The sequence below is a fragment of the Gordonia sp. 852002-51296_SCH5728562-b genome, assembly GCF_001665475.1.
GTDB classification, from domain to species: Bacteria; Actinomycetota; Actinomycetes; order Mycobacteriales; family Mycobacteriaceae; genus Gordonia; species Gordonia sputi.
The window spans coordinates 1-25,164 of sequence record NZ_LZMI01000009.1; the positions used below are offsets into that span (position 1 = coordinate 1).

General features: G+C 66.0%; 23 protein-coding genes and 2 pseudogenes. 10 read left to right on the forward strand and 15 right to left on the reverse strand.

Annotation, left to right across the window (positions count from 1 at the left end):
* A partial coding sequence (gene purL / locus A5766_RS01790) for a phosphoribosylformylglycinamidine synthase subunit PurL (RefSeq protein WP_197501278.1) occupies positions 1-1,548 on the reverse strand: 1,548 nt, incomplete at its 3' end.
* A 138-nt stretch (positions 1,549-1,686) separates the two neighbouring features.
* Between purL and eccA the strand changes: the two genes are divergently transcribed.
* Positions 1,687-3,477, forward strand: a complete 1,791-nt coding sequence (gene eccA / locus A5766_RS01795; protein WP_039855020.1) for a type VII secretion AAA-ATPase EccA — start codon at positions 1,687-1,689, stop codon at positions 3,475-3,477.
* Here eccA and A5766_RS01800 read toward each other — a convergent pair.
* Both A5766_RS01800 and cysC read right to left on the reverse strand, forming a co-directional pair.
* Positions 3,437-4,237, reverse strand: a complete 801-nt coding sequence (locus tag A5766_RS01800) for a 3'(2'),5'-bisphosphate nucleotidase CysQ (protein WP_064903270.1) — start codon at positions 4,235-4,237, stop codon at positions 3,437-3,439. The two genes, eccA and A5766_RS01800, sit on opposite strands and share 41 nt — an antisense overlap.
* Positions 4,238-4,331: 94 nt before the next feature.
* Positions 4,332-4,898: pseudogene (gene cysC, locus A5766_RS01805) on the reverse strand (adenylyl-sulfate kinase); the annotation flags it as partial.
* 254 nt (positions 4,899-5,152) lie between these two features.
* On the opposite strand from cysC, the gene A5766_RS01810 reads away from it, so the two are divergent.
* The 5 genes from A5766_RS01810 to A5766_RS01830 all read left to right on the forward strand — a co-directional run bounded on the left by A5766_RS01810 (position 5,153) and on the right by A5766_RS01830 (position 9,909).
* Positions 5,153-5,635, forward strand: a complete 483-nt coding sequence (locus A5766_RS01810; protein WP_064903149.1) for a hypothetical protein — start codon at positions 5,153-5,155, stop codon at positions 5,633-5,635.
* A gap of 72 nt (positions 5,636-5,707) precedes the next feature.
* The gene (locus A5766_RS01815; protein WP_064903151.1) at positions 5,708-6,625 is read left to right on the forward strand and encodes an enoyl-CoA hydratase; all 918 of its coding nucleotides are present in this window, start codon (positions 5,708-5,710) and stop codon (positions 6,623-6,625) included.
* Between the two features lie 3 nt (positions 6,626-6,628).
* Positions 6,629-7,795 (forward strand): acyl-CoA dehydrogenase family protein, encoded by a 1,167-nt coding sequence (locus A5766_RS01820; protein WP_064903153.1) that lies wholly within the window; start codon positions 6,629-6,631, stop codon positions 7,793-7,795.
* A 3-nt stretch (positions 7,796-7,798) separates the two neighbouring features.
* Positions 7,799-8,770 carry an acyl-CoA dehydrogenase family protein gene (locus A5766_RS01825; protein WP_064862716.1) on the forward strand — a complete coding sequence of 324 codons (972 nt, stop codon included), beginning with the start codon at positions 7,799-7,801 and terminating at the stop codon, positions 8,768-8,770.
* Complete coding sequence (locus tag A5766_RS01830) at positions 8,767-9,909, forward strand: acyl-CoA dehydrogenase family protein (protein ID WP_064862722.1); 1,143 nt, start codon at positions 8,767-8,769, stop codon at positions 9,907-9,909. Before A5766_RS01825 ends, A5766_RS01830 begins: the two co-directional genes overlap by 4 nt.
* A 401-nt stretch (positions 9,910-10,310) precedes the next feature.
* On the opposite strand, the gene A5766_RS01835 is transcribed toward A5766_RS01830, so the two are convergent.
* The 7 genes and pseudogenes from A5766_RS01835 to hsaA form a co-directional block, all read right to left on the reverse strand.
* Positions 10,311-10,937, reverse strand: coding sequence for a TMEM175 family protein (locus A5766_RS01835; protein WP_064903155.1), 627 nt, complete (start codon positions 10,935-10,937; stop codon positions 10,311-10,313).
* 9 nt (positions 10,938-10,946) lie between these two features.
* Positions 10,947-12,085 (reverse strand): annotated as a pseudogene (locus A5766_RS01840) (sulfotransferase family protein).
* Complete coding sequence (locus A5766_RS01845) at positions 12,078-12,893, reverse strand: SDR family oxidoreductase (RefSeq protein ID WP_039854998.1); 816 nt, start codon at positions 12,891-12,893, stop codon at positions 12,078-12,080. Before A5766_RS01845 ends, A5766_RS01840 begins: the two are co-directional and overlap by 8 nt.
* 5 nt (positions 12,894-12,898) lie before the next feature.
* Complete coding sequence (locus A5766_RS01850) at positions 12,899-14,101, reverse strand: hypothetical protein (RefSeq protein ID WP_064903157.1); 1,203 nt, start codon at positions 14,099-14,101, stop codon at positions 12,899-12,901.
* On the reverse strand, positions 14,098-14,670 hold the full coding sequence (hsaB, locus tag A5766_RS01855) for a 3-hydroxy-9,10-secoandrosta-1,3,5(10)-triene-9,17-dione monooxygenase reductase subunit (protein WP_005204144.1): 573 nt from the start codon (positions 14,668-14,670) through the stop codon (positions 14,098-14,100). The genes A5766_RS01850 and hsaB overlap by 4 nt, the downstream gene beginning before the upstream one ends.
* Positions 14,671-14,690: 20 nt before the next feature.
* The gene (gene hsaC / locus A5766_RS01860) at positions 14,691-15,605 is read right to left on the reverse strand and encodes an iron-dependent extradiol dioxygenase HsaC (RefSeq protein ID WP_064903159.1); all 915 of its coding nucleotides are present in this window, start codon (positions 15,603-15,605) and stop codon (positions 14,691-14,693) included.
* A gap of 17 nt (positions 15,606-15,622) precedes the next feature.
* On the reverse strand, positions 15,623-16,825 hold the full coding sequence (gene hsaA / locus A5766_RS01865) for a 3-hydroxy-9,10-secoandrosta-1,3,5(10)-triene-9,17-dione monooxygenase oxygenase subunit (RefSeq protein WP_039855017.1): 1,203 nt from the start codon (positions 16,823-16,825) through the stop codon (positions 15,623-15,625).
* Positions 16,826-17,075: 250 nt separating this feature from the next.
* Between hsaA and A5766_RS01870 the strand changes: the two genes are divergently transcribed.
* Positions 17,076-18,311, forward strand: coding sequence for a Rieske 2Fe-2S domain-containing protein (locus A5766_RS01870; protein WP_005204132.1), 1,236 nt, complete (start codon positions 17,076-17,078; stop codon positions 18,309-18,311).
* A gap of 2 nt (positions 18,312-18,313) precedes the next feature.
* Positions 18,314-18,730: a hypothetical protein gene (locus A5766_RS01875; RefSeq protein ID WP_005204130.1), complete on the forward strand. Its 417-nt coding sequence runs from the start codon at positions 18,314-18,316 to the stop codon at positions 18,728-18,730.
* Here the strand turns inward: A5766_RS01875 and A5766_RS01880 are convergent.
* Entirely contained in the window at positions 18,684-19,241 is a 558-nt protein-coding gene (locus A5766_RS01880; protein ID WP_005204128.1) for a hypothetical protein, read from the reverse strand. The genes A5766_RS01875 and A5766_RS01880 overlap by 47 nt on opposite strands.
* Before the next feature lie 135 nt (positions 19,242-19,376).
* Here A5766_RS01880 and A5766_RS01885 point away from each other — a divergent pair, with 135 nt between their 5' ends.
* Together A5766_RS01885 and A5766_RS01890 are read left to right on the forward strand one after the other, a co-directional pair.
* Positions 19,377-20,180 (forward strand): VOC family protein, encoded by an 804-nt coding sequence (locus tag A5766_RS01885; RefSeq protein WP_005204126.1) that lies wholly within the window; start codon positions 19,377-19,379, stop codon positions 20,178-20,180.
* A gap of 120 nt (positions 20,181-20,300) precedes the next feature.
* Positions 20,301-21,224 (forward strand): type IV toxin-antitoxin system AbiEi family antitoxin domain-containing protein, encoded by a 924-nt coding sequence (locus A5766_RS01890; protein WP_039855016.1) that lies wholly within the window; start codon positions 20,301-20,303, stop codon positions 21,222-21,224.
* Between the two features lie 101 nt (positions 21,225-21,325).
* On the opposite strand, the gene dmpG is transcribed toward A5766_RS01890, so the two are convergent.
* From dmpG to A5766_RS01910, 4 genes are all read right to left on the reverse strand, one after another.
* Complete coding sequence (dmpG, locus tag A5766_RS01895) at positions 21,326-22,402, reverse strand: 4-hydroxy-2-oxovalerate aldolase (RefSeq protein ID WP_005204121.1); 1,077 nt, start codon at positions 22,400-22,402, stop codon at positions 21,326-21,328.
* Positions 22,399-23,304, reverse strand: coding sequence for an acetaldehyde dehydrogenase (acetylating) (locus tag A5766_RS01900; protein ID WP_005204120.1), 906 nt, complete (start codon positions 23,302-23,304; stop codon positions 22,399-22,401). Before A5766_RS01900 ends, dmpG begins: the two co-directional genes overlap by 4 nt.
* 51 nt (positions 23,305-23,355) lie before the next feature.
* Positions 23,356-24,144 carry a 2-keto-4-pentenoate hydratase gene (locus tag A5766_RS01905; protein ID WP_064903161.1) on the reverse strand — a complete coding sequence of 263 codons (789 nt, stop codon included), beginning with the start codon at positions 24,142-24,144 and terminating at the stop codon, positions 23,356-23,358.
* A gap of 146 nt (positions 24,145-24,290) precedes the next feature.
* Entirely contained in the window at positions 24,291-25,151 is an 861-nt protein-coding gene (locus A5766_RS01910; RefSeq protein ID WP_231894514.1) for an SDR family NAD(P)-dependent oxidoreductase, read from the reverse strand.
* Between the last annotated feature and the right edge of the window lie 13 nt (positions 25,152-25,164).

Genomic DNA, 25,164 nt, shown 5'->3' on the forward strand with positions numbered 1-25,164 from the left:
CGACGCCGCCACGTTGCGGTACGCCTCGGCCAACGCGAGCTGCGCACCACGGTACGGATCGAGGAACGTGTAGCGCCCCGACGCGTCGGTGGCCAAAGCGATTCCGCGACCGGTCTTTTCGTCGATCCGAATCACCCCGGAGTCGGCATGCTCGGCGAGCACGGTGTTGCCGCGCACGTACCGGTCGTACTGATCGGTGATGAACTTGCGGCTGCAGAGCGCGGGCGACTCGAGCATGTCGAGCAGCGTCTGACGCAGTTCGTCGGGAGTCGACGGACGCTGCAGGGCCTCCGTGGTCGACTCGACCACACCGTCCTGCCAGTCGGGGCGGGCGACCGGACGCTCGTAGACCGGACCCTCGTGCGCGACGGTCCGCGGCGGGACGTCGACGACGGTCTCACCGTTCCACGTGATCACCAGGTTGTCGCCGTCGGTGACCTCGCCGATCACGGTGGCGAGCACATCCCACTTGCGACACACGGCGAGGAAGGCGTCGACATTCTCCGGGGTGACGACCGCGCACATGCGTTCCTGTGACTCGCTGGAGAGCACCTCTGCGGGCGTCATCCCCACCGCGCGCATCGGAACCTTCTCGAGCTCGATCTTCATGCCGCCGTCGCCGGCCGATGCCAATTCCGATGTGGCACAAGAAAGTCCGGCACCGCCGAGATCCTGGATGCCGACGACCAGCCCAGCGTGATAGAGCTCGAGACAGCACTCGATGAGCACCTTCTCGGTGAACGGATCGCCCACCTGAACGCTCGGGAGCTTCTTGCGATTGGGGCCGGACTCGCCGGTGTCGTCGAAGGTCTCCGACGCGAGCACCGACACACCGCCAATGCCGTCGAGTCCGGTGCGAGCACCGAACAGGATGATCTTGTTCCCGGTGCCCGATGCGAAGGCCAGTTGCAGGTCCTCGGTGCGCAACGCACCCGCGCACAGCGCGTTGACCAGGGGGTTGCCGGCATAGCTGGAGTCGAAGACCGTCTCGCCGCCGATGTTGGGCAGCCCGAGCGAGTTGCCGTAACCGCCGACACCGCGGACCACGCCGTCGAGCACGCGTCGCGTATCGGGGGCGTCGGCCTTGCCGAAGCGGAGTTGGTCCATCACGGCGATCGGGCGGGCACCCATGGCCATGATGTCGCGGACGATGCCGCCGACACCGGTCGCTGCACCCTGATACGGCTCGACGTAGCTGGGATGGTTGTGCGACTCGACCTTGAACGTGACGGCCCAGCCGTCGCCGATGTCGACAACGCCCGCGTTCTCGCCGATGCCCGCGAGCATGCCCGAACGCATTTCCTCCGTGGTGGTCTCACCGAAGTAGCGCAGATGCACCTTGGACGACTTGTAGCTGCAGTGCTCCGACCACATCACCGAGTACATGGCGAGTTCGGAATCAGTGGGTCGGCGCCCGAGGATCTGCTTGATCCGCTCGTACTCGTCGTCCTTGAGTCCGAGCTCCTTGTAGGGCTGGGGCTGATCGGGGCTCTCGACTGCCCGTTCGATTGAATCCACAGACGTTGAATCCACAGACACGGTCTCCACAGGATCGCTCACCTGCCAGATTCTACCGCCCGGCCCGCAACGACCTCGGACTGTGTCGAGCACGGCCCCGGCGCGCGGCACAACGGCTACGGTGATTGATCTACGCGAAGCGGTTCAATCGGACTTTTTGGGGGGATGATGACCGACGTCCGCAAGGCGCGGCAGCTCTTCGAGCTCGGGGTGCTCTCACTGGGGATCCCCGTCGAGGGCACCGACCCGGTCGACAACAGGGCGCAGGCCACCAAGGCGTTCACGCGCGCCAGCGAGTGGGACCCGAGCATGGCCGACGCCTGGCTCGGCCGCCTGGCCTGCGGCGACACGTCGAACGAGGTACTTCTCGCGCTCTTTCGCCACAGCGATCGCATCGGCGCGGAACAACGCAGGCTGGGCCTGCCGCCGCGAACGTTGGTCGGGCGCTGGTACACCGGCATGTTCCTCGACTACCCACTGTCCGACGCCGTCGAGGCCGCGGCCGCGTACGCCGCGACGCTGATCGCGGGCGACGACTTCGCCGGAGCACGTGACGTCGTGGACGCGATTGCAGCGCAGCGTCGAACACCGATCGTAACGTTCATCGAAGCCGTCCTCTACTTCCGCACCGGGCGGTGGCCGGATGTGTTGTCGACGCTCGCGCGCTCCGAACAGTGGCGCGACCCGCACATGAGCGCGGTCGCCGACTACCTGACGGGCACCGCGTGCGCGCAACTCGGAATGAGCGCCGAAGCCCTTCGACGCCTCGAACGAGCCATGTCGTCCGCCATTCCCGCATGTGCGAGCCGTGCGATGTACACCTACGGGCTGACACTGCGTGGCGAGGGCAAACAGGCGGAGGCCACGTCGATGCTCGAGCAGGCCTTCGCCAGCGATCCCACCCTCACCGCGGCGGCCGACGCTCTCCAGTCGCCCGCGACGCGACTCACCGTCACCAGTGCCGACGAGATCGCTGCGCGGACCGATCCGTGGGATCCCGCGTCTGTCCCGACGACTCCACCGACTCTCACGTCGAGTAACTCCGACGAGGTGTCGCACTCGGCGGAAGATCTGGTGAGCGCTGCGCAGGCAGAGCTCGACGCCCAGATCGGACTGACGTCGGTCAAGGAGCAGGTCGCCAAACTACAGTCCGCGGCGACGCTGGCCAGAATTCGCGCCGACCGCGGGCTCTCGACGTCGGCGCGCAGCCTGCACCTGGCATTCACCGGGCCGCCGGGCACCGGCAAGACGACCGTCGCGCGCGTGATCGCGAAGATGTATTGCGGCCTCGGGTTCATCAAGTCCGACAAGGTCGTCGAGGCCACCCGGCGCGATATGGTCGGCGAACATCTGGGCAGCACGGCCATCAAGACGGCGGCGCTGATCGACTCGGCCATGGACGGCGTCTTGTTCATCGACGAGGCGTACACCCTTGTCCAGCAAGGACTTTCCGGTGGCGACGCCTTCGGGCGCGAGGCCGTCGACACCCTGCTCGCGCGCATGGAGGACAACCGCGACCGGCTCGTGGTGATCATCGCGGGCTACGACGCCGAGATCGACAGATTCCTCGCCTCCAACGACGGCCTGGCGTCACGATTCGCCCGACGCATCCGCTTCGAGTCGTACACGCCGCAGGAGTTGGCCCGCATCGGCGAATACCTCGCGCGGCGTCGTGATTCGATACTCACCCCCGAGGCGGCAGCCGAAATCGAGCAGGCGTGTGCACCGCTGTATGAGGACGTGCGCGAAGCCGGCGCGGGGTTGCGGCGGGGAATCGACCTGGCGGGCAACGGCCGATTCGTGCGGAACATCGTCGAGTCCGCCGAGGAGGAGCGCGAATATCGGCTCACCGCAGGCGATCTGAGCGCACTATCCGCCGACGACCTGATGCGGATCGAGGCAAGCGACGTACGCGCAGCTATCGCGACTCTGATGTCGGGGTTGGCTCTGAACTCGTGACCGCGATGATCGCGTCGCGCAACTCCGGTCGGCAGATCACCAGGTCGGGCAGATACGTGTCGTCCTGGTTGTAGACCAGCGGCGAACCGTCGATTCGACTGCACCACAGACCTTTTGCCTGAGCGACGGCCACCGGGGCCGCGGAATCCCACTCGTACTGGCCACCCGCGTGCACGTAGGCGTCGGCCTCGCCGCGCACCACGGCCATCGCTTTCGCTCCCGCTGAGCCCATCTGCACGACCTCGCCACCGATCGCGTCGGCGACGGCCTGCGAGAACGCGGGCGGACGAGAGCCACTGACGACGACGCGCGGGGCGTCACCGCGCGGAACGTCGGCGAGACCTTCGGTCGGCGCCACGGGCGTCTCGTGGTCGATGTAGGTGATACCGAGGGCGGGCAACGCGACGGCACCGGCGATGAGGGTGCCGCCACCGGTCGACGACCAGAGCGCGACGTGCACAGCCCAATCCCGACGGCCCTCACCGGATGCGTCGACGGCGCCGTATTCCCGTGTGCCGTCGACGGGATCGACGATCCAGACGCGCGGCGAGATCAACCGCGCCTTGTCGTCCGTCGACTCCTCCGAGAGCACGGCGTCGTCGGGGCGATCGGTGGCGAGGCGGGCGAGCAGAAAGTCGTTGGAACGTCGATCTCCCTCGTCACCGAGCGCGCGACCGGTCAGGCCGCTGTTCGCACGGATGTCGAGAAGCAATTCACCTGCTGCGGTCGCCAATTCTCCGGCCAGGCTGCGGTCGTCCACTCGTGGTCCCTCCACCTCTCACCCAGGCGCCGGGATGCGCCTGCGCGCGCCGACTACGCCGACGCCTGCTGATCGTAGACCGAGAACGTAGCGCTCATAGCCCGAGCTGCTCAAGGACAGCGGCAGCCGTCTCCGCTGGTAGCCCGTCCGTCGGCCTGATCACGACGTCCGGTTTCTCCGGCCGCTCGTAGGGCGAGTCGATACCGGTGAAGTGACTGATCTCACCGCGCCGTGCACGGGCATAGAGACCCTTGGGATCGCGACGTTCGCATTCCTGCAACGACGTGTCGAGGAAGATCTCGTAGAACGGCAGAGCGCGTTCGTCGTGAATCTCGCGGGCGCGCTGACGCTCCGCCGCGAACGGCGAGATCAGTGAGACGATCGCGACAGAGCCCGAATCGGCGAACAGTGCCGCGACTTCTGCTGTGCGCCTGATGTTCTCGCGCCGATCGTCGTCGCTGAAACCGAGGTCGGAGTTGAGGCCTTGTCGGAGATTGTCGCCATCCATCAGATATGCCGGGCGCCCCAGCGCCACCAGTCGACGCTCGAGTTCGATTGCCACAGAGGACTTTCCAGAGCCCGACAATCCGGTGATCCACAGCGTCCCACCACGATGGGGGCGCTGCTCCCGACCCACTTTGCCGGCCTGCCACACCACATTCGGGCTCAGATCGCGCTCGTCGCCCGACGGCCGCCCGCCGTCGCCACCATCTGCCGTCATCGTGCCGTCACTTCCGTCGCGCCCACCTTCATCTCGCCGCTGACGCCGAATGGTGTCAGCTTGCCACGTCACGGTCGTGTCACAGCTCACAATCCCGGCTAACGGTTCAGGCGAATTGCCCGAATTAACCGCCGTGCATCGCCGCACGCCCCGATGCAACACCTTCGCACTCGAACCCGATCGAGGACTACACCATGCATCATCGACACACGATCCGCACCCGCCTCACAACTGGACTCGCAGCAGCCGCAATCGCTGCGTCCTCACTCGCCGCGCTCAGCGTCGGCTCGGGCACCGCCCATGCCGAAACCGTCGCACCCCTCGAGCGGTGTTGGGGCATCAGCCCGAACATCGTCGACCAGCCCTACAGCACCGCGCGACTGTTCGTCTCCGGGACGGGACCGGGCAGAGTCACCGCCGCTGTCCGCGACATCTCGTCCTTCTGGACGTTCAGCGGAGGCTACGAATCCGTCGGTCGACTCGACTGGCACAACCTGACGAACAACCGCAAAGGGACTGCCTTCAACACGGCAAAGATCGGCCTCTACGGCGGCGGGCCCACCTTCGCGCTCGACACCGGACCGGGCAAGGTCCGGGTCACGCTCAGCGCGGTCAACCGCAACGCGCTGTGGGCAATCCCCACCACCGCCTGCAGCGGAACAATCACCGTGCGCTGAACCCCAGGCGCCAACCTGGGCAGCACGGCACAACACTACCAACCAAGCATTTGCTAGGTTAGGCTCGTGAGCATGAGCGACGCCGTGATCCCCGCCCCACTTGGTCCCGACGACCTCGGCCCGGACACCTCGCCGGTCGCCTACGAGGTCGGCGGACCAGGTGGCGCCGTCGCCTACGTGACGCTGAACCGGCCCGAGTACCGCAATGCCCAGAACTCGGTGATGACGTACTCGCTCGACGCCGCGTTCCGCAAGGCGGTCGACGACGCCGGCGTCAAGGCGATCGTCCTTCGTGCCAACGGCAAACACTTCTCGGCGGGCCACGACATCGGTACCCCGGAACGGGACTTCGACACGTACTACGACAACGTCGCCGCCCTGCACTGGGACCACACAGACAAGTCGGGAGCCGATCAACGTCTCGCCCGCGAGACCGAGGTCTACCTCGGGATGTGCAGGCGGTGGCGGGAGATCCCGAAGCCGATGATCGCGGCCGTGCACGGCGCATGCATCGCGGGCGGACTGATGCTCGCCTGGGTATGCGACTTCATCGTCGCCTCCGACGACGCGTTCTTTTCCGATCCCGTTGCACGCATGGGTATTCCGGGCGTCGAGTACTTCGCACACGCCTACGTGCTGGGGCCACGCCGAGCCAAGGAGATCCTCTTCACCGGCGAGCGTTTCACCGCGATACAGGCGGAACAGTGGGGCATGGTCAACCACGTCGTCGAGCGGGATGGCCTGGCCGCCAAGGTCGATGCGATCTGCGAGAACATCGTGGCGATGCCGATGCAGGGACTGTTCTTGTCCAAGAAGGCGGTGAACATCTGCGAGGACCAGATGGGCATGCGCACCGCGATGGACTCCGTATTCGGTTGGCACCATTTCGCCCATTCGGCCAATGCCGAATCCTCCGGCGGAGATTCGCTCGGCGGCATGGACGCCAAGTCGATGAAGGCGTCCGCTGGTTCGACGTCGAACGGACGCTGACCCATGGACCTGACGTTCGACGACGCCGCTGACGAGTTCCGCTCCGAGGTGCGCGCCTGGCTCGCAGATCATGTTCCCGCACAACCACTTCCCTCGATGGACACGGCCGAGGGTTTCGAGGCGCACCGGGAGTGGGAACGAACGATGGCCGCCGACCGCATGTCGGTGGTGAGCTGGCCGGAGGAATTCGGTGGCCGCGACGCCCCGCTCCTGCAATGGGTCATCTTCGAGGAGGAGTATTACCGCGCAGGCGCACCAGGGCGGGTGAGCCAGAACGGCATCTTCCTCTTGGCACCAACGCTTTTCGAGCACGCGCATCCCGAACAACTGGCCCGCATCATGCCCCGCATGGCGCGTGCCGACGATATCTGGGGCCAGGCCTGGAGCGAACCCGAAGCCGGCAGCGATCTGGCGTCACTCCGCTCGACGGCCACCCGCACCGACGGTGGCTGGCTCCTCAACGGCCAGAAGACATGGAGTTCCCGGTCGAGCTTCGCCGACTGGGCATTCGGACTGTTCCGCACCGACAAAGAGGCGCAACGCCACCGGGGACTCACCTACTTCATGTTCGACCTTCGCAGCCCGGGCGTCACGGTGCGGCCGATCCCCCAACTCGACGGCGAGCCGGGTTTCGCAGAAGTCTTCTGCGAGAACGTCTTCGTCCCCGACGACCCGACCGATCGCGCGAACTCCGGCGTCATCGGCGACGTCGACAACGGCTGGCGCGTCGCGATGAGTACCGCCGCCAACGAACGCGGGCTGTCGCTGCGTTCTCCTGGTCGCTTCCTCGCCACCACGGACCGCCTCGTCGACCTGTGGAAAGCACAGCGGGACACCGTACCCACGACCTCCGGCGTCGATACACGCGTCGCCGACGCCTGGATCGGCTCGCGGGCCTACGAGCTGTCGACGTACGCGACGGTCAGCAGGCTCGCCGCCGGTGGCCAGTTGGGCATGGAATCGTCGATCAACAAGGTCTTCTGGTCGCAGTGGGACATCGCGGCCCACGAGACGGCCCTGGAGCTACGGGGCACCGACGCCGAGATCGACGACGCATGGGTTGACGGCTATCTCTTTTCCCTGTCCGGGCCGATCTATGCAGGCACCAACGAGATTCAGCGCAATGTGATCGCGGAGCGTCTGCTCGGCCTCCCGCGCGGGGATAGGTGAACGATGGACTTTCTGCTGTCCGATATCCACGACGACCTCGCGTCGAGCGTCGACACGCTCCTCACCAAAGCCGACACGCCCGCCGTCGCACGGGCGTGGGCTGGCGGTGATCACGCGCCCGCGGCAGGCGTCTTCCGTCAGCTCGCGGACATCGGCGTCTTCGGACTGCTCATCGACGAGGAGCACGGTGGCGCCGGAGCAGGCGCCGTCGAGATGGTCGTCGCACTCGAAGAGATCGGGCGGCACGCATTGCCCGGGCCGATCGTCGAATCCGTTGCGGTGGTGCCGATCCTGCTGCGGTCGGCCACGGAGTCAGATGCGCTCGACGCCGCGGCATCCGGGCGGCTGAGTTCGGCGGCAATCGCGCCACTATCTCCGCGCGCAGCCGACACCGATGCTGCCGAACGTGTGTACGTAGTCGACAACGACGTGTTGTCGCTCGCGACGGTCGACGACACGGCACAGTCGGTCGATCCCACGCGAACGGTGTCCACGGTGCGCCCGGCCGAGGTGATCACAGAGGGTGTCGATGGCGACCGAGCCGCACAGTTCGGCGCACTGGCCACCGCGGCCCAACTACTCGGCCTCGGCTCGACGATGCTCCGAATCGCATCCGACTACGCATTGTCACGCAGGCAATTCGGACGTCAGATCGGATCGTTCCAGGCGGTCAAACATCACCTCGCCGACGTCGCGATCGCCCTCGAAATGGCGCGTCCACTCGTCCACGGTGCAGCGGTCGGCATCGACGGCGGAGTTCCCGAGGGCGTCGACGCGAGCCGTGACATCTCCGCGGCCAAGGTCGCGGCAGCCGACGCCGCGTACCTGGCATCCCGGCGATCTCTTCAGGTTCTCGGCGCGATCGGATACACCTCCGAACACGATCTGTCGTTGTACCTCACCAAGACTCGCGCACTGGTGAGCGCGTGGGGGACGCCGGCACAGCATCGCGCGCGGATTCTGGAGTCGCTGTGAGCACGACAACACACGGCGCGACAACAGACGGCGCGACAACAGACGGCGCGACAACAGACAGCGCGATATCCACCGAGGACCGGGATGCGTTGCGCCAGTCCGTCGCCGACCTCTTGGCCAAGCGATCCGACTCGACAGCGGTGCGCGCGGCGATGCGCACGCCCCGCCGGTTCGACGACGCCCTGTGGCGCACGCTGTGCGACGAGATCGGCGTGGCAGCACTCGCAGTCCCCGAAGAGTTCGGCGGGGCGGGGGCGTCGTTCGTCGAAACCGCGACCGTGCTCGAAGAACTCGGCGCGACGTTGAGTCCCGTGCCGGTCTTCTCGACCGCACTCGCCACCGGCGCACTGCTGCTCAGCGGCGATACCGACGCGTGCGCGCGGTTCCTTCCCGAGATCGCATCGGGAGAACGCATCGCGAGTCTGTGCTGGGCGGGCGCGACGGGGTGGGACAACCCCGGTGTTTCGAGCGAGGCCGGATTACTCACCGGCACAGCAGAGTTCGTCATCGACGGCGAGTCCGCCGACCTGCTGCTCGTCCTCGCCGGCACACCGTCCGGCGTGACACTGCACGTCGTCGACGCCGACGCCGACGGCATCGAGGTGACGGCACTCCCCACGGTCGACCCGACGCGGCCGTTGGCCCGCATCACCTTCGACGACACCGCGGCCACAGCGATCACCGCGGAGGGCAACGTGGTGGCGCGACTGCGCACGCTGGCCTGGGCGCTCCTGGCCGCCGAACAGGTCGGTGGCGCCGACCGCGCGCTGCGGCTCGCCGTGGAGCACGCATCGTCGAGGACGCAGTTCGGCCGGATCATCGGGTCGTTCCAGGCGCTCAAACACCGCATGGCCGACATGTACACGCTCGTCGAGTCGTCGCGATCGCTCGCGCGCGCGGCCATCGAGGCCGTCGTCTCCGACGACCCGAATGGCGCCGACCTCGCGGCGTCTGCCCACGTCTACTGCTCGGAATCGTTCGCCACCGTCGCGGGCGAGGCGATCCAGATCCACGGCGGCATCGGGATCACCGCCGAGCACGACATCGGGCTCTACTTCAAGTGCGCCCACGGCAGCGCCCAGCTCTTCGGCCAACCACACGACGTCGTCGCCGAGATGGTCGACGCCCTGCGCGGCTAGCCGAGCCGCGGCTCGAGCGCGCCGCTGGTCGAGCGTCCACCGCTGGTCGAGCCGCCAATCGCTGGTCGAGCTTGTCGAGACCACCAGCCGCAGCGGGAAGTGGTCTCGACTCGGGTGCTCGCTCCGCTCGCGCCCGCTCGACCAGCGAGGGAGCTTGCGCCGGCCGGGCCCACCCAACCGCGGTCAAGCCGCCAACCGCTGGTCGAGCGTCCCACCGCTGGTCGAGCTCGTCGAGACCACCCCACCGCCGGTCGAGCCCCAACCGCTGGTCGAGCTTGTCGAGACCACCCCACCGCCGGTCGAGCCCCCACCGCTGGTCGAGCTTGTCGAGACCACCAGCCGCAGAAAGTGGTCTCGACTCGGGTGCTCGCTGCGCTCGCCCCCGCTCGACCAGCGGGAGACTACCTGCGCGGGGCCACGGCGGCGACGATCTTGTCAGCGGGACCCGCCAAGAAGAGCAGGACCAGCCACCAACTCCCCCACTGCGGCACCACCAGCGACCCGACGAGCGCCACGACGAGCGCAATCACCGTTCCGAGATCGGGCGCACTCGACACCCACTCGTCGACATCGTGCCCAGTCGCCAACAGCTCCCGATGCCTCCTGCCCCACTCACTCATCGCCACCAGGCTCGACACCGACACCAGGAGCACCGCAATATAGAACGCCGTCCCCCACTTCAACGTCGGACCACTGATGAGTGAGGTGGCGAACGGCAGCACGACAATCGTGAACAGCCACACCATGTGCAACTCGAACAGCACCCGGTCGTAGGCGTCGAAATACTCGATCATGCGATGGTGATTGCGCCACAACACCCAGATCACGAAAAAGCTGATGAGAAATCCGAGTAGCTCACTGGAGTGGTCACGAAACACCGCGACCACCGTCGTATCGCTCCCGATCTCCTTACCGATCTCGGCAAGAGGCAAGACCAACAGGGTGAGCGCAATGGCAACCACCGCATCGGCGAACGAGATCAACCGTCGAAAACCCTCGGTGGTACGTCGCCCTTCGGGTGCTGCCATGCCCCGACTCTAGAACGCCGCGGCGACCTCCGCCTCCGTGAATCCGTAATCCGACAGGTCGTACCGATGGTGCGGCCGACGTGCGCCTGATGCACTCTCCGCATCGAGGGCGACCATCGCGGCACGCGCCTCTCCGGAGATCTCCGTGCCCAGCGCCGCATACACACGTTCGACGGTCCCGAGCGGATCTGCCCGGAGGTCGTCGAAGTCGACGTCGAGAAACTGCGCCTCGTCGTATTGCGCACGCGCCTGCGAGAATTGGTGCATTCACGCGACCAGAGGTCGAGTTGTGTCCGGCCGATCGTGTCGCCGACGAACACCGTCGACCACCCCGGAGTGGCGTGTTCGGCGAGGCTGCACATCGACGCAATGATCGTCTCCGGCGCGCGATGCGTCTGGATCACCAGGGCGTCGGGATACACCGCCATCAGCGCGTCCAGCGCGAAGAGATGACTCGGGTTCTTCAGCACCCATCGCTTGCCGGGATCATTCGAACCGATCATCTGAAGGTTTCGACGATGCCGCGCGTAGGCCGGTGTCCAGTCCTGCTCGGCGAGCCACCTCGAGTACGTCGGCACGTAGGCGAGCGATTCGTACGAGATCGACATGATGCTCTGCCGCAACAACTGCCAGCATTCCTCGACCTCGCCGGCGTCGAGATAGTGCAGACCCATGAACTCCGGATTCTCGACGTGGTGCTGCGCGATACCGGCATCAATCTGCTGATAAACCGGATTGCTTGCCCACTGCTCACGCGGCGGCCGCGGCTGCGGAAACTCGGTCAGCCACATCTCGAGTCCCTGGTGCGCGGGGTCGGCGGCGAGCAGTCGATGCAGGGCAGTGGTCCCGGTGCGGGGCAGCCCGGTCACGAAGATCGGACGGGTGATCTCGACGTCGGCATACGACGGGGTGGCCCGCCACGACGCTTCGCTCATCAGTCGAGCGATCAACGCCCCCTTGAGGAAGTACCGAAACATCTTGCTACCGAGCTCGGTGAGGCCCGCTTCGTTCGCGTACGAATCGAGAAGCACGCCGAGCGGCTCGAGGTATGCGTCGTCGCCGAAGTCGTCGAGACCCGTTGTCCTCATCGCAGATTCGTGCAGATCGTCGATCGTTCCGACGTTGCGCCTACCGACCGACTCAGTCATGGTATTCCCCACAGTTCACGTCGAGGGTGTGGCCGGTGATCGCACTGGCCGCGTCGGAGGCGAGAAACACGACGGCGTCAGCGATCTCGTCCGGCTCCGGCAGCCGCTTGAGGTCGGAGCGCGCGGCGGTCTGCGCGTAGACGTCGTCCTCGCTGATGCCGTACTTCTTGGCGACCTCGCCGAAGTACCACTTGAGCTGATCGTCCCAGATGTATCCCGGCGCAACGGAGTTCACCCGTATCCGCTTGTCACCCAATTCCGTGGCCAACGTCTGCGACATCGCCAGCAGCGCCGACTTCGCCAACTTGTAACTGCCGTAACGCGGTTCGGAGTGTCGGATCACCATCGAATTGATGTTGACGATCGCACTCGTCGCTCGCGGCGAAGAAGACTCCGACGCCGCGTCGGCAAGTGCCCCGGTGAAGGCTTTCACAACGCGCAGCGTGCCGAGTACGGTCAGTTCGATACTCGCGTTGATCTGCTCGAAGTCGGTGCGGGCCAACGGCTTCATTGAGGGAAGCGCAAAGGCATTGTTCACGACGACGTCCACCCGCCCGTACTCGGCAAGCGTGGCAGCGACCAACTGGTCGACCGCATCGTCGTCGGTGATATCGGTGGGCACGACGAGTGAGCGGCCACCGGCAGCGTCGACCTCGGCGGAGATCTCCTTGAGTCGCGACTCGGTTCGCGCAGCGAGCACCACGCGAGCGCCGTGTGCTGCCGCGCGCAGGCAGATCGCTCGACCCAGTCCCGGTCCGACCCCGGATACGACGACCACCTTGTCGTCGAGGAGTCCCACACCCGCCATGTCAGTCACCCCAGCATTCTCTCTGCAAAACCGCGCTGGCGGAGGGCGATTCGCGCAGCCCATCCCGCGGGGTCGAGCCTGTTGTCGTCGAGGTAGGGCAGATGATCGGCGATGTCGCCCGCGTCGACGACCTGTGCCGTCGGCCCTTGTTCCGGCGGGATCGGCACATCTGTTCGCTGCCAACGGAATTGCATGATCCCGACCTCGTGACCGGTGGTCTCGATCCAGTTGGCGACGCCGGGATTCTCGTGCGCAAGTACCAATCGGATCATGCCGTCACGGTCGACCTGCGCCTGCGCGGAGTTCAGGCTGGTCTGGTGGTTGACGTAGTCGAGCGAGATGTACCACATGCTGCCGAGCTGAAAACCCTGATATGGCGCAGCAGATTTCGGAACCGTGATGATCATGGCCTCGCCGGGCAGCAGTCTGAAATGCCCGACGGACGAATACTGTGTCGACAGTCCACCGGGCGTGAGCCGCGGCGGTGTGAAGGTGTTGACCGGCTCGTCGAGGTAGAACCACTTCGGAAAGTTGAACCAGGTGTTCAGCCGTGCGAGCAGCATCTTGCCCGCGGTGGCGTACCGCCGCTGCACTCGCGCGAGGTCGAGGTCGGCGGGAGCGCTGCCCACCGTGTCGACACGCTCGATGGCGATCTCTCCCCTGCGCTGCGACCAGTCGGAGTACACCTCACGCACCGCGAGCATCGACGCGCCATCGCCGAGCGCGAAGTAGTCGTCACGCGCAGACGCCGCGGACAGATCCGGCCCGAACGTGATCTCGAACGTCCCGTCGGCGTTGATCGGAATCCGCCGGTCGTCGAAGGCGTCGTCGCCGCCGGGCACCTCGCTGGGTGTGTAGTCGCCGCGCAGTACCTGGAAACTCAGATCCGTTGTGCTGCCGCGGCGTCCCCAGACCCGATACGTGGCGCTCGGCTCGATGTCGGCGTGGAGGTAGAGGGTGTCCGGGTTGTCGAGACCCATCTTGGTGGCCGGTCCCGTCGAGGTGATGAACCCTGGATGGGTCCGACTGCGCACTCGCGCCAATTGCAGTGTTGCCGCGATACTTCCGGCGAGATAGTCGAATCCCTCTGCGAGATCGGCATCCGTGCGCGCGAAGTCGGCGTTGGCGACCAACGCCTGTGCCTGCGTGATCGCGTCGGTGAAGGAACCGGTCACGTCGACTGTGTGCGAGACGGCATTCGTCGTCATAACCACGTATCTCCTCCGGTCCATGTCAGGAAATTGTCGAGCTCGGCCTGCGCTGGGGTGACCCGCGGATGCTCGGTCGACAGATAGCCGCCGCGGTAGAAGAGAAGTGGCTTGTCCTGCAGCACTTCTCCGAGCGTGAGTGCCCGACCGATCACGATGTGGTGGTCGCCGCCGTCGTCGACGCGTTCGACGGAGCATTCGACCCAAGTCAATCCGTGTCTGATCACGGGCAGTCCCGCGGGCGAAGGGTCCCAGGCGATTCCCGCGAACTTGTCGTCGCCCGGTGCGCCGAAGGCAGCACTGACATCCTGCTGCCGGTTGGAGAGGATGTTGACGCAGAACTTCCCGTTCTCTTCGATCACCCGCCAGGTCCGCGACGTCTTCTGCGGACAGAAGAGCACGAGAGGCGGATCGAGCGAGAGCGCCGCGAACGACTGGCAGGCGAATCCCGACGGCGCCCCATCCGCGGTGAGCGTGGTGATGACGGTGACGCCGGTACAGAACTGCCCCATCGCCGTGCGGAACTGACGTGTGTCGAAATCGCTTGACCCGTACGGTGTCGCAGCCATCTGGGCGCTCGCCCTTTCGTTCACTGGTTCTTGAATCCGACGGTGAAGTCGTGTCCCCACAAACTCACCGCGGTACTCTCCCTCGCCACCCACTCGCCGTCGTCGACCTGTCTTCCCTCACAACCGAATTCGACGTCGAATCCGCCGGGGGTCTTCATATAGAACGAGAGCATCAGGTCGTTGACGTGGCGTCCGAGCGATGCAGACATCGGCACTTTACGACGCAGCGCCCTGTCGAGGCAGAGCCCGACGTCGTCGGACTCACCGACCTCGACCATGAGGTGCACGATGCCCGTCGCGTTCGGCATCGGCAGGAACGCGAGCGAATGATGTCTCGGGTTGCATCCGAGGAAGCGCAGCCACGGAACCTCGTCGCCTTCTTCACGGCCCACCACCTGCGGTGGCAGACGCATCGAGTCACGCAGCTTGAAGCCGAGGACGTCGCGGTAGAAGGCCAGCGCGGCTTTGTCGTCGTCGCAGGTGAGTACGACGTGGCCGAGTCCCTGGTCGCCGGTGACGAACGAGTGCCCGTACGGACTGACGACGCGGCGATGTTCCAGTGCTGCACCGTGAAATACCTCGAGGGTGTTGCCGGCCGGGTCGTCGAAGATGATCATTTCGTCGACCCGACGATCGGCGCGTTCCTCGTCTTTACCCTCGCGGAAGATCACGCCCGCGGATGCGAGACGGTCCCGAACATCCTGCAGCGCTTGCGCATTCGGACACTCCCAGCCGGTGCTGCCGAGGTGGTCGCGGTCGGACGGCACGATAACCAGTCGCGCCGGAAAGTCGTCCATGCGTAGATACAGGGCATCGGGTGTTGCACCCTTGCCCTCGATCATGCCGAGAACCTTGAGTCCGTATTCGCGCCACGCGGCCATGTCGGTGGCCTCGATGCGCATGTAACCGAGGGAACTGATGGGGCTGTCGCTCATCGTTTCTATTACTCCACTCAGACCATCGTGTCGCCGACGGGAATTCCGAACTCGCCGTTGCCGAATGCGACGTAGGCACGCTCGGGGTCGTTGGCGGCGTGGACGCGTCCCGCGTGGGCATCGCGCCAGAAGCGCTGGATGGGCGTGCCGTTCTCGAGGGCGTGCGCACCCGAGTTCTCGAACAGCGTGTCGATCGAGGCGATCGCCCGGCCGGTTGCCCGCACCTGGTCGCGACGTGCGGCGAGCCGCAGTTCCATCGGCACCTCCTCACCACGCAGGATGTAGTTGTACTCGTCGGCGAGGTTGCCCGACAGCTGTCGCCATGCCGCGTCGATATCGCTTGCCGCACCGGCGATCCGGACTTTCGCGAACGGATCGTCCTTGGCTTTCTCGCCCGCATATGCGGCACGCACGCGCTTGCCCTGATGTTCGACGTGCGCGGCATACGCCCCGTAGGCCATGCCGACGATCGGCGTCGAGATGGTGCTGGGATGAATTGTGCCCCAAGGCATCTTGTAGACGGGGGCGGTGTTGCGCTCGAGTCCTGGCGCCTGACCCATCCCCATCGTGCGGTAGCTCAGCATGCGATGCTTGGGCACGAAGACGTCTTTGACCTCGATCGTGTTCGAGCCGGTGCCCCGCAGGCCAACGACGTTCCAGACGTCCTTGATGTTGTAGTCCTCACGCGGAATCAGGAAGCTGACGAAGTCGACGGGCTTGCCGTCCTTGATGACCGGGCCGCCGACGAACACCCAGTCGGCGATGCCACTACCCGACGACCACGCCCACGACCCGTTGACGATGTACCCGCCGTCGACCACCTGGCCGGCACCCATCGGGGCATACGACGACGAGATGCGCACCGACGGATCGGAGCCCCAGACGTCTTCCTGTGCCTGCTGGTCGAACAGGGCGAGGTGCCAGTTGTGGACGCCGATGATGCCGGAGACCCATCCGGTCGACCCGCAGGCGCTGCCGATCCTGCGTACCGCTTCGTAGAACGTGACCGGGTCGGCCTCGTATCCACCCCACTGCGATGGCTGCAGCAGTTTGAAGAAACCTGCGTCGTCGAGGCTGGACACCGTTTCGTCCGGGATCTGGCGGAGGTCCTCGGTCTGTTGCGCCCGCTGCTCGATCTCGGGCAGCAGTGCGTTGACCTTCTCGAGCACCTGTGCAGCCGCGTCTGCCCGATCGGCGCTCGTCTGAGCGCCCGGCGCCATCGATTGTTGTGCTGACGGCTCATGTGCTGGCATCTGGCCCGGCTCCTACCTGTCGATTCGCGGTCGTGAGACACTGGTTTCAGATCTGAGATTAGAACAGGTTCTAGTTTTTGTCGAGATATTCGGAAACACGGGACCTTGGCCCGATGTACTGCTGCGATCGGGCAGCGCAGAGTCGATGTGGACACGAATACTGGAACCTGTTCTAGTATTCGATGTAGACCAGCCCCCACCTCAAGGAGCATCGGAGATGACCGTCACCCCACGACCCGCTGCCCACACCGGAGCATCCGGTGCGGCACGCGACAGTGACGTGCGCGAGATCGACACCGGAGTACCCCCGACGCGGTTCGCGCGCGGCTGGCACTGCCTCGGCCTGCTGTCTGAGTTCGACGACGGCGAGCCCCACTCGATCACCGTGTTCGGCACCAAACTCGCGCTGTGGATACACGACGGCGAGGTCAACATCCTCGACGCGTACTGCAGGCACATGGGCGGCGATCTCAGCCAGGGCTCTATCCGCGACGGGAACGTCGCGTGCCCGTTCCACGGCTGGATGTGGAAGGGCAACGGACGTTGCGCGGGCGTGCCGTACGCGAAGCGCAATCCCAAACTCGCCAAGACACGTTCGTGGCCGACGATGATCCGCAACGGACAGGTCTTCGTCTACAACGACCCGGAGGGCAACCCGCCACCAGATGACTGCGTCGTCCCGGAACTCGACGAGGTCGGTAGCGACGCCTGGACCGGATGGACCTGGAACCGCCTGGTGATCGAGGGTTCCAACTGCCGCGAGATCATCGACAACGTCGTCGACATGGCGCACTTCTTCTACGTCCACTACGCGCTGCCCGACTACTTCAAGAACGTCTTCGAGGGCGAGACCGCCGCGCAGTACATGAACTCCCACGGCCGACCCGACATCGACTTCGGCAGCGGATATGCCGAGAGCCGCCTCGAATCGATGGCCGCGTATTACGGGCCGTCGTACATGCTCAACCCGATGGTCCAGTTCTACGGCGACTTCAAGATCGAGACCATCCTGACCAACTGCCACTACCCCATCGACGCCAACTCGTTCGTGCTGATGTACGGCGTGGTGGCCAAGGTGCCAGACGGCATGACGGGCGAGCAGGCGTCGCGGATGGCCCATAAGATCTCCAAGGGCGTCGAGGTCGGGTTCCTGCAGGACGTCGAGATCTGGAAGAACAAGACACGCATCGACAACCCGCTTCTCGTCGAAGAAGACGGTCCGGTTTACCAACTTCGACGCTGGTACGAACAGTTCTACGTCGACAAGGCCGACGTCTCCGACGAGATGACCCAGCGCTTCGAATACGAGATCGACACCACCAAGGCCGTCGAGAACTGGAGCATCGAGGTGGCCGAGAACCTGCGCCGCAAGCAGGAACGCGAGGCGGCAGAGGCTGCGGCTCCTGACGATTCCTCCGCGGACAACTCGTCCGACACCGACACGCGCGTCTGACCATGACCACCGCCGCCGATCGCACGGAGACAGGCGAGACCCCGCGGGGTACCTCTCCCGCCCTCGCCGGGTGGTCGAAGGCACCCGACTTCGGCGACGATCCGCAGCGTCGGGCCGCGGTCCACGAGTCGACGGCACGCGACCGCGAACACTATCTTCGCGGCGGCATGACCGAGATCGAGTGCCGCGGATGCCACGCGTGCGTGCTGGTCAAGAAGACCAGCTCGCACCACACCAGCGTGCAGTGGAACGCGGACGCCCGAGAGCGGTGCAACGAACTCGCCCGCATACGTGCCGAGGGCGGGAATCCGGCGCTCGTCCCGACCTGCTCGCGGCTGTCGGCGAGCATCGATCACGGTGTCGCAGAAGGGATCATCCCGGCGGAGTCGCCGGAGTCCGATCCCGACGGGTACTGGTGAGCCTCGTACTCGTGAGCACTGCTGTGGCGCTGACAAACACCACGCCGACGGCGAGCAGAATCGCGACGACGAGCACCGCGATCACGCCGTCGCCCGGTTGGAGGATCTGTTCGCCCGGTGCGAGCTCGAGGGTGCTGGTCACCGCGTCGTCGAGCAGTTGTCCGGACGGGTCGGCAACCACGATTGCCGCGGCCACCGCGGCTCCGACCGCGGCGAGCCCGATCACTGCGAGCGCGATCGGGCGCAGCCGACGACGCCACCATCCCACTGCCGCGACGGCAGCGATCACCGCACCCAACACGATGGTGATCAGTCCGGGACGTTGCGTGTGCGCTTCCAGGAATGCGACGTCTTCCGGCGCGGCACCGGGCACCGATACGCGCCCGACACCGGAGATCTTGGAGCTGAGCCCCTGGCTGGAGTCGCCCCACGACACCAGGCTGAACGCGACGATCAGCAGGCCGGACACGGCGAAAAGCGGCCATGCGAGTGCGCGCGCACGTTCTGTCATGGGGTCAAGCGTGCCACCCCGGGTCTCGCTCGCGTACCGACCTCCGGTGTTCACCGACGCCGCCGATGACTTTTCGCAAGGATGAAGGTCAGTACCAGCGTCCGAGACCAGCGACCACAGAGAAGAGCTACTGCCATGACCGACTACACCGCTCCCCCCGGCGCACCCGTCTGGTTCGACCTGATGAGCAGCGACACCGCGAAGGCCATCGACTTCTACAGCGACCTGTTCGGGTGGAAGGTCGAGGAGCCGAACCCCGACTTCGGTGGATACCAGAACTTCACTCTCAACGGTCACCGCATCGCCGGCCTGATGCCCGCCATGGGCGAGGGGTCGGTACCCAACGTCTGGTCGTCGTATCTACGCACCGACGACCCCGAGGCCACTCTCGACCTGGTCAAGGCAGCGGGCGGATCGGTCATGCTGCCTCCGATGGAGGTCGGCGAGGAGGGCACGATGGCCGTGGCGGTCGACGCCGCAGGCGCGGTGATCGGCTTCTGGAAAGCCAACAAGCACAAGGGCTTTGCCGAGTGGGGCGTCCACGGCGCGCCGTACTGGTTCGAGTGCGTGAGCCAGGACTACACCAAATCGGTGGTGTTCTATCCGGAGGTCGTCGGCGCTCGCGTCGAGTCGGTCATCGACAACAGCGCCGTCGAGATCGTCGAGCCGGGCAGCCCGCTGCGGTACGCGCAGGTCTTCTTCGGCGACATGGCCTACGCTGGAATCATGGACGCGGCCAACCTCTTTCCGCCGGAACTACCCTCCTTCTGGCAGATCTACATCTGCGTCGACGACGTACCCGCGACCGTCAAGCGCGCCGAGGAGCTCGGCGGCTCGGTCATGATGCCCGCCACGGACACGCCGTACGGCACCCTCGCCACGGTGCACGACCCCAACGGCGCACTGATCTCGCTGGGGCACCCGCCGGCCGGGATGTAGGCGGGCTCCAGACGCGGCTCGAACGTGCAGACGCGGTCGGTGTACCAGCCGCGTTTGCACGTTCGGGCCGCGTTTGGGTGCAAGGGGAACCGCCGGGCGCTCGCGCGCGTCGGAGCTGTCATGACCCCGTTCATCGCAGACGACCACGGCATCATCTACCGCAAGACGGCGCTTGCAGCTGGCTTCACCGACGACGATCTGCGCCGAGCGTGCCGACGCGGCGAGATCGTCCGTGTCGGCCGTGGCGCCTTCGCGCCCGCCGAGAAACGCACACCCGACGACGCGCACCGGCTGACCGTGATCGCGTCGGCCATGCTCGGCACTGTCGCGGGAGTGGTGACCCATCAGTCGGCCGCCGCAATGCACAGGCTGCCGATGCTCAAGCCCAACTTCCAGCGCCTGCACGTCACCACCGGTGACGCCAACCACGGCGGACGCACGGCCACCAGGCACACGCACGTCGGAGTGGTCGCGCCCAGCGAGACAGTCGACGTCGATGGTGTGCTGGTCAGCTCGCTCGAACGAACAGCCGTCGACATCGCCTGCACGAGCCCGATGGGCTTCGCGGGCGCACTCGCAGTGCTCGACGCCGCGCTGCGCCTCGGCGCCGACCGCAAGGTGATGCGCAAGATGCTGCGGGCCACGCGGCGGGGCGTCGGGCAGGCGCGCCGTGCGCTCGCACACGCCACGGCCGACGCGGAGAGTCCCGGTGAGTCGTGGTGTCGGGCGCAGATCATCGAGGCGGGCCTGCCCATTCCACGCCTGCAGCACGAGTTCCGCGATCAGGACGGGTTCGTCGCGCGAAGCGACTTCGACTGGTCGGGGCTACTCGTCGGAGAGTTCGACGGAAAGGTGAAGTACCAGAAGTACTTACGGCCCGGCGAGGACGCCACCGACGCCGTGGTCCGGGAGAAGAAGCGCGAGGACCGACTGCGTCGACTCGGCGTCATGGTGATCCGCTGGACCTGGGCCGACCTCGAGCGGGGCACCGTCGCGGCGTCGGTCCGGCAGTGGCTGACAAGACTGCAGCTCGACGTGGCGTGAGCGGATCGTCGAACTCCAGACGCGGCTCGAACCTGCAAACGCGGCTGGTACACCAGCCGCGTCTACACGTTCGGGCCGCGTTTGGGCGAACGCGGAACCCCTCAGACGCCGGCGTTCGCGTCGGCCTTCTTCCTCAGCTCAAGGGCGATATCGATGAGCTGATCCTCCTGGCCGCCAACGAGTTTACGGTTGCCGGCCTCGAGCAGGATGTCCGCCGCGGAGACGCCGTACCGTTCGGCGTGGCCCTCGGCGTGCTTGAGGAACGAGCTGTAGCAGCCCGCGTAGCCCATCATCATTGACGAGCGGTCGACGAGGCACTCCGACGGCATGGCGGGTCGCACGACGTCCTGGGCGGCGTCGGCGATCTTCATGAAGTCGACGCCCGTGGTGATCCCGAGCTTGTCGCAGACTCCGACGAAGGCCTCCGTCGGCGTGTTGCCCGCGCCTGCGCCGAAACGGCGGATCGATCCGTCGATCTGCTGCGCTCCTGCGCGAATGGCATTGATGGAGTTGGCAACCGCGATGTCGAGGTTCTCGTGGCCGTGGAAGCCGACCTGGGCGTCGTCGCCGAGTTCGGCAACGAGTGCCTGCACGCGGACCGTCACGTCTTCGAGCACGAGCGCCCCGGCGGAGTCGACGACGTACACGCACTGACATCCGGCATCGGCCATGATTCGCGCCTGTGCGGCAAGCACTTCCGGCGGCTGACTGTGGCTCATCATCAGGAACCCGACAGTCTCCAAACCCAGCTCGCGAGCCAGGCCGAAGTGCTGAATCGACACGTCGGCCTCGGTGCAGTGCGTCGCGATCCGGCAGATCTGACCGCCATTGTCCTGCGCGGCCCGAATGTCGTCCTTGGTGCCGAGCCCCGGCAGCATCAGGAACGCGATCTTGGCACGCTGCGCGGTCTCGGCGGCCGCCTTGATCAGTTCCTGCTCAGGGGTTTTGGAGAAGCCGTAGTTGAACGACGACCCGCCGAGCCCGTCGCCGTGGGTCACCTCGATCACCGGGACGCCGGCGTCGTCGAGCGCGCCGACGATGGACCGCACCTCGTCGACGGTGAACTGGTGGCGCTTGTGGTGGCTGCCGTCGCGTAGCGACGAGTCGGTGATCCGGATGTCGAGCGTGTTGGAGTACTTGCGCGCGTGCGCCATGAGATCTGTTGTCGCCGTGGTCATGCCGACACCCCCAGCTTCTGCTTCGCGATTTCTTCGCCGACCTTGGTGGCGGCAGCCGTCATGATGTCGAGGTTTCCCGCGTACGGCGGCAGGAAGTCGCCCGCGCCCTCGACCTCGACGAAGATCGAGACGCGCGCGTGCCCGCCGTTGAGCACACTGGGCGGATCGAACTGCGGGTCCTGTAGCAGCCGGTAGCCGGGAACGTATGCCTGGATGTCTTTTTCGCGCTGATGAATCGACGCGGCGATCGCGTCGGTGTCGGCATCCTCGGGAATCGCGCAGAAGATGGTGTCGCGCATGATCATCGGTGGATCGGCCGGGTTGAGGATGATGATCGCCTTGCCGCGCTGCGCACCGCCGATCGTCTCGATCCCCTTCGACGTCGTGCGCGTGAACTCGTCGATGTTGGCGCGCGTGCCCGGCCCCGCCGAGACCGATGCCACCGATGCGACGATCTCCGCATACGGCACCGGAACAACCGAACTCACCGCGTGCACCATCGGGATGGTCGCCTGCCCACCGCAGGTGATCATGTTGGTGTTCGGGGCGTCGAGGTGCTCGCGCAGGTTGGCGGGCGGCACCACAGCGGGCCCGACCGCCGCGGGTGTGAGGTCGACGGCGATGATGCCTGCCTCCTCGTAGCGAGGCGCGTACTCGCGGTGCACGTAGGCCGACGTCGCCTCGAAGATCAGATCGGGCTTCTCCGACGACGCGAGCAACTCGTCGGCGCCGCCGCTCATGGTGATCAGCCCGTGGTCGGCGGCACGTTTCATGCCCTCGGAGTCGGCGTCGATACCGACCATCCAGCGCGGGTCGATGACCTGACTGCGTTCGAGTTTGTACATGAGGTCGGTGCCGATGTTGCCCGACCCGATGATGGCTGCGGTCAGCGTTGCCGCCACGGTGCCTCCTGTGGGTGAGTGGTCATGATTCTTGACGAAAACTGTTGAGACTCAGTCGAAGTCCAGTGTGACGGTGCCGAGTCCCGCGAACTCGGCGACGACGTGGTCGCCGGGCGCGACGTCGAAGGCCCGTGTCGCGGTCCCGGGAAGGATCAGGTCGCCCTTGCGCAGCCGCACCCCGAAACCCTCGACCTTGCGCGCGAGCCACGACACCGCATTGAGCGGATGTCCGAGTACCGCAGACGAATTGCCCTTGGCGACGACCTCACCGTTGCAGTGCAGCACCGCGTCGACGTCGCCGGTATCGATATCGCCGATGGCCACCCGCTGCTCGCCGAGAATCCATCCGCACGACGACGCGTTGTCGGCGATGGTGTCGCAGAGCGTGATCTTCCAGTCCGTGATCCGCGAATCGATGAGTTCGATCGACGGCACCACCCACTCGACGGCATCGATGACGTCGTCGTTGGTGCACCCCTCCCCCGGCAGGTCCTTGCCGAGGATGAACCCGACCTCCACCTCGACCCGCGGGAAGCAGAGCCGAGCCGTGTCGATGGGGGTCGACTCGTGGTACTGCATCTCGTCGAGCAGATGCCCGTAGTCGGGCTCGTCGACGCCCATCATCTTCTGCATGGCCTCCGACGCAAGGCCCACCTTGTGCCCGGCTACCTTCGCACCCGCATCGAGACGCCTGCGGATATTGATCAGCTGGATCTCGTACGCGTCGACGACGTCGAGGTCGGGATGGGTGTCGGTCGGGCGCTCGATGGCGGTCGCGGTCTGTTCCGCGGTCCACAAATCCGCCGCTATCTGCTCGCGAGTTGCCTTGTCGACGGCCACTTCTGCTCACTTCCGAGGTCGGTACGTTATCACACCCACCGCGGCGAGCACACAGGCCACCACGGCATGAACACGTTCTAGTTTAGAACATGTTCCAGTTTTGCGGCAGTCCCCTTCAGCGCCCCACCCACGCCCCCGCCCACTACTCAGTCGATGACCGCAGGGCTGAACGTCGGCGGGTCGCCCAGCATCGCGCGGTGTGACGGCGGCTGCCGACCGTCGGTGTCGACGACGCCGTACTCGGCAGCGAGTTCCGCTGCGATGAGAACCCGCCCACTCCGCGACATCCGATCGGGGTCGTCGGCGAGCGCGGCGACGACCCGCCCCACGAACTCCGGCGATTCGGCGTTGGCGGCGAGACCGGCATACGCATCCGGGTGATCGGCGAATGCCGCGCGGGTGCGCTCGGTCAGCAGCAGGCCCATCCACAGCGAGATCACGGCGACGTCGTGCGGCCGGAAGTCGACGGCCATGTCGTGAGCCAGTTTGTCGACGGCAGCCTTGCCCGCGCCGTACGCGGGTCCGTGCATGTAGCAGGCGCCACCGAAGGAGGAGGTATTGACGATCAGGCCCGAACCGCGGTGCACCAGAAGCTGTGCGGCGAAATGGCTTGCGACATACGTCGAGCGCATTCCGACGTCGAACAGGTCGGTGAGCGAGAGCGGCTTGCTCCAGAACGGACCCTTCCCCGTCAATGCGTCCGGCAGGGTCAGCGCGTTGTTGACCAGGATGTCGAGGAAGCCGTCGTTCTCGTCACCGACTCGCTCGAACAGTGCGGCGACCGCCTTGTCGTCGGCGTGGTTGAGCACCACCGGAACACCGACGCCGCCGCGAGCGCTCACCTCGGCAGCAGTCGAATTCACCGAACCGGGTAGTCCGCTGTCGCCGTCGTTCGCGGTCCGGCCGGTCACGTACACCGTCGCCCCGCTCGCGCCCAGCGCGAGCGCGATTCCCCTGCCCGCGCCGCGGCTCGCGCCGGTCACCACCACAACTCGCCCATGCTCCATGCGCACCGACTCT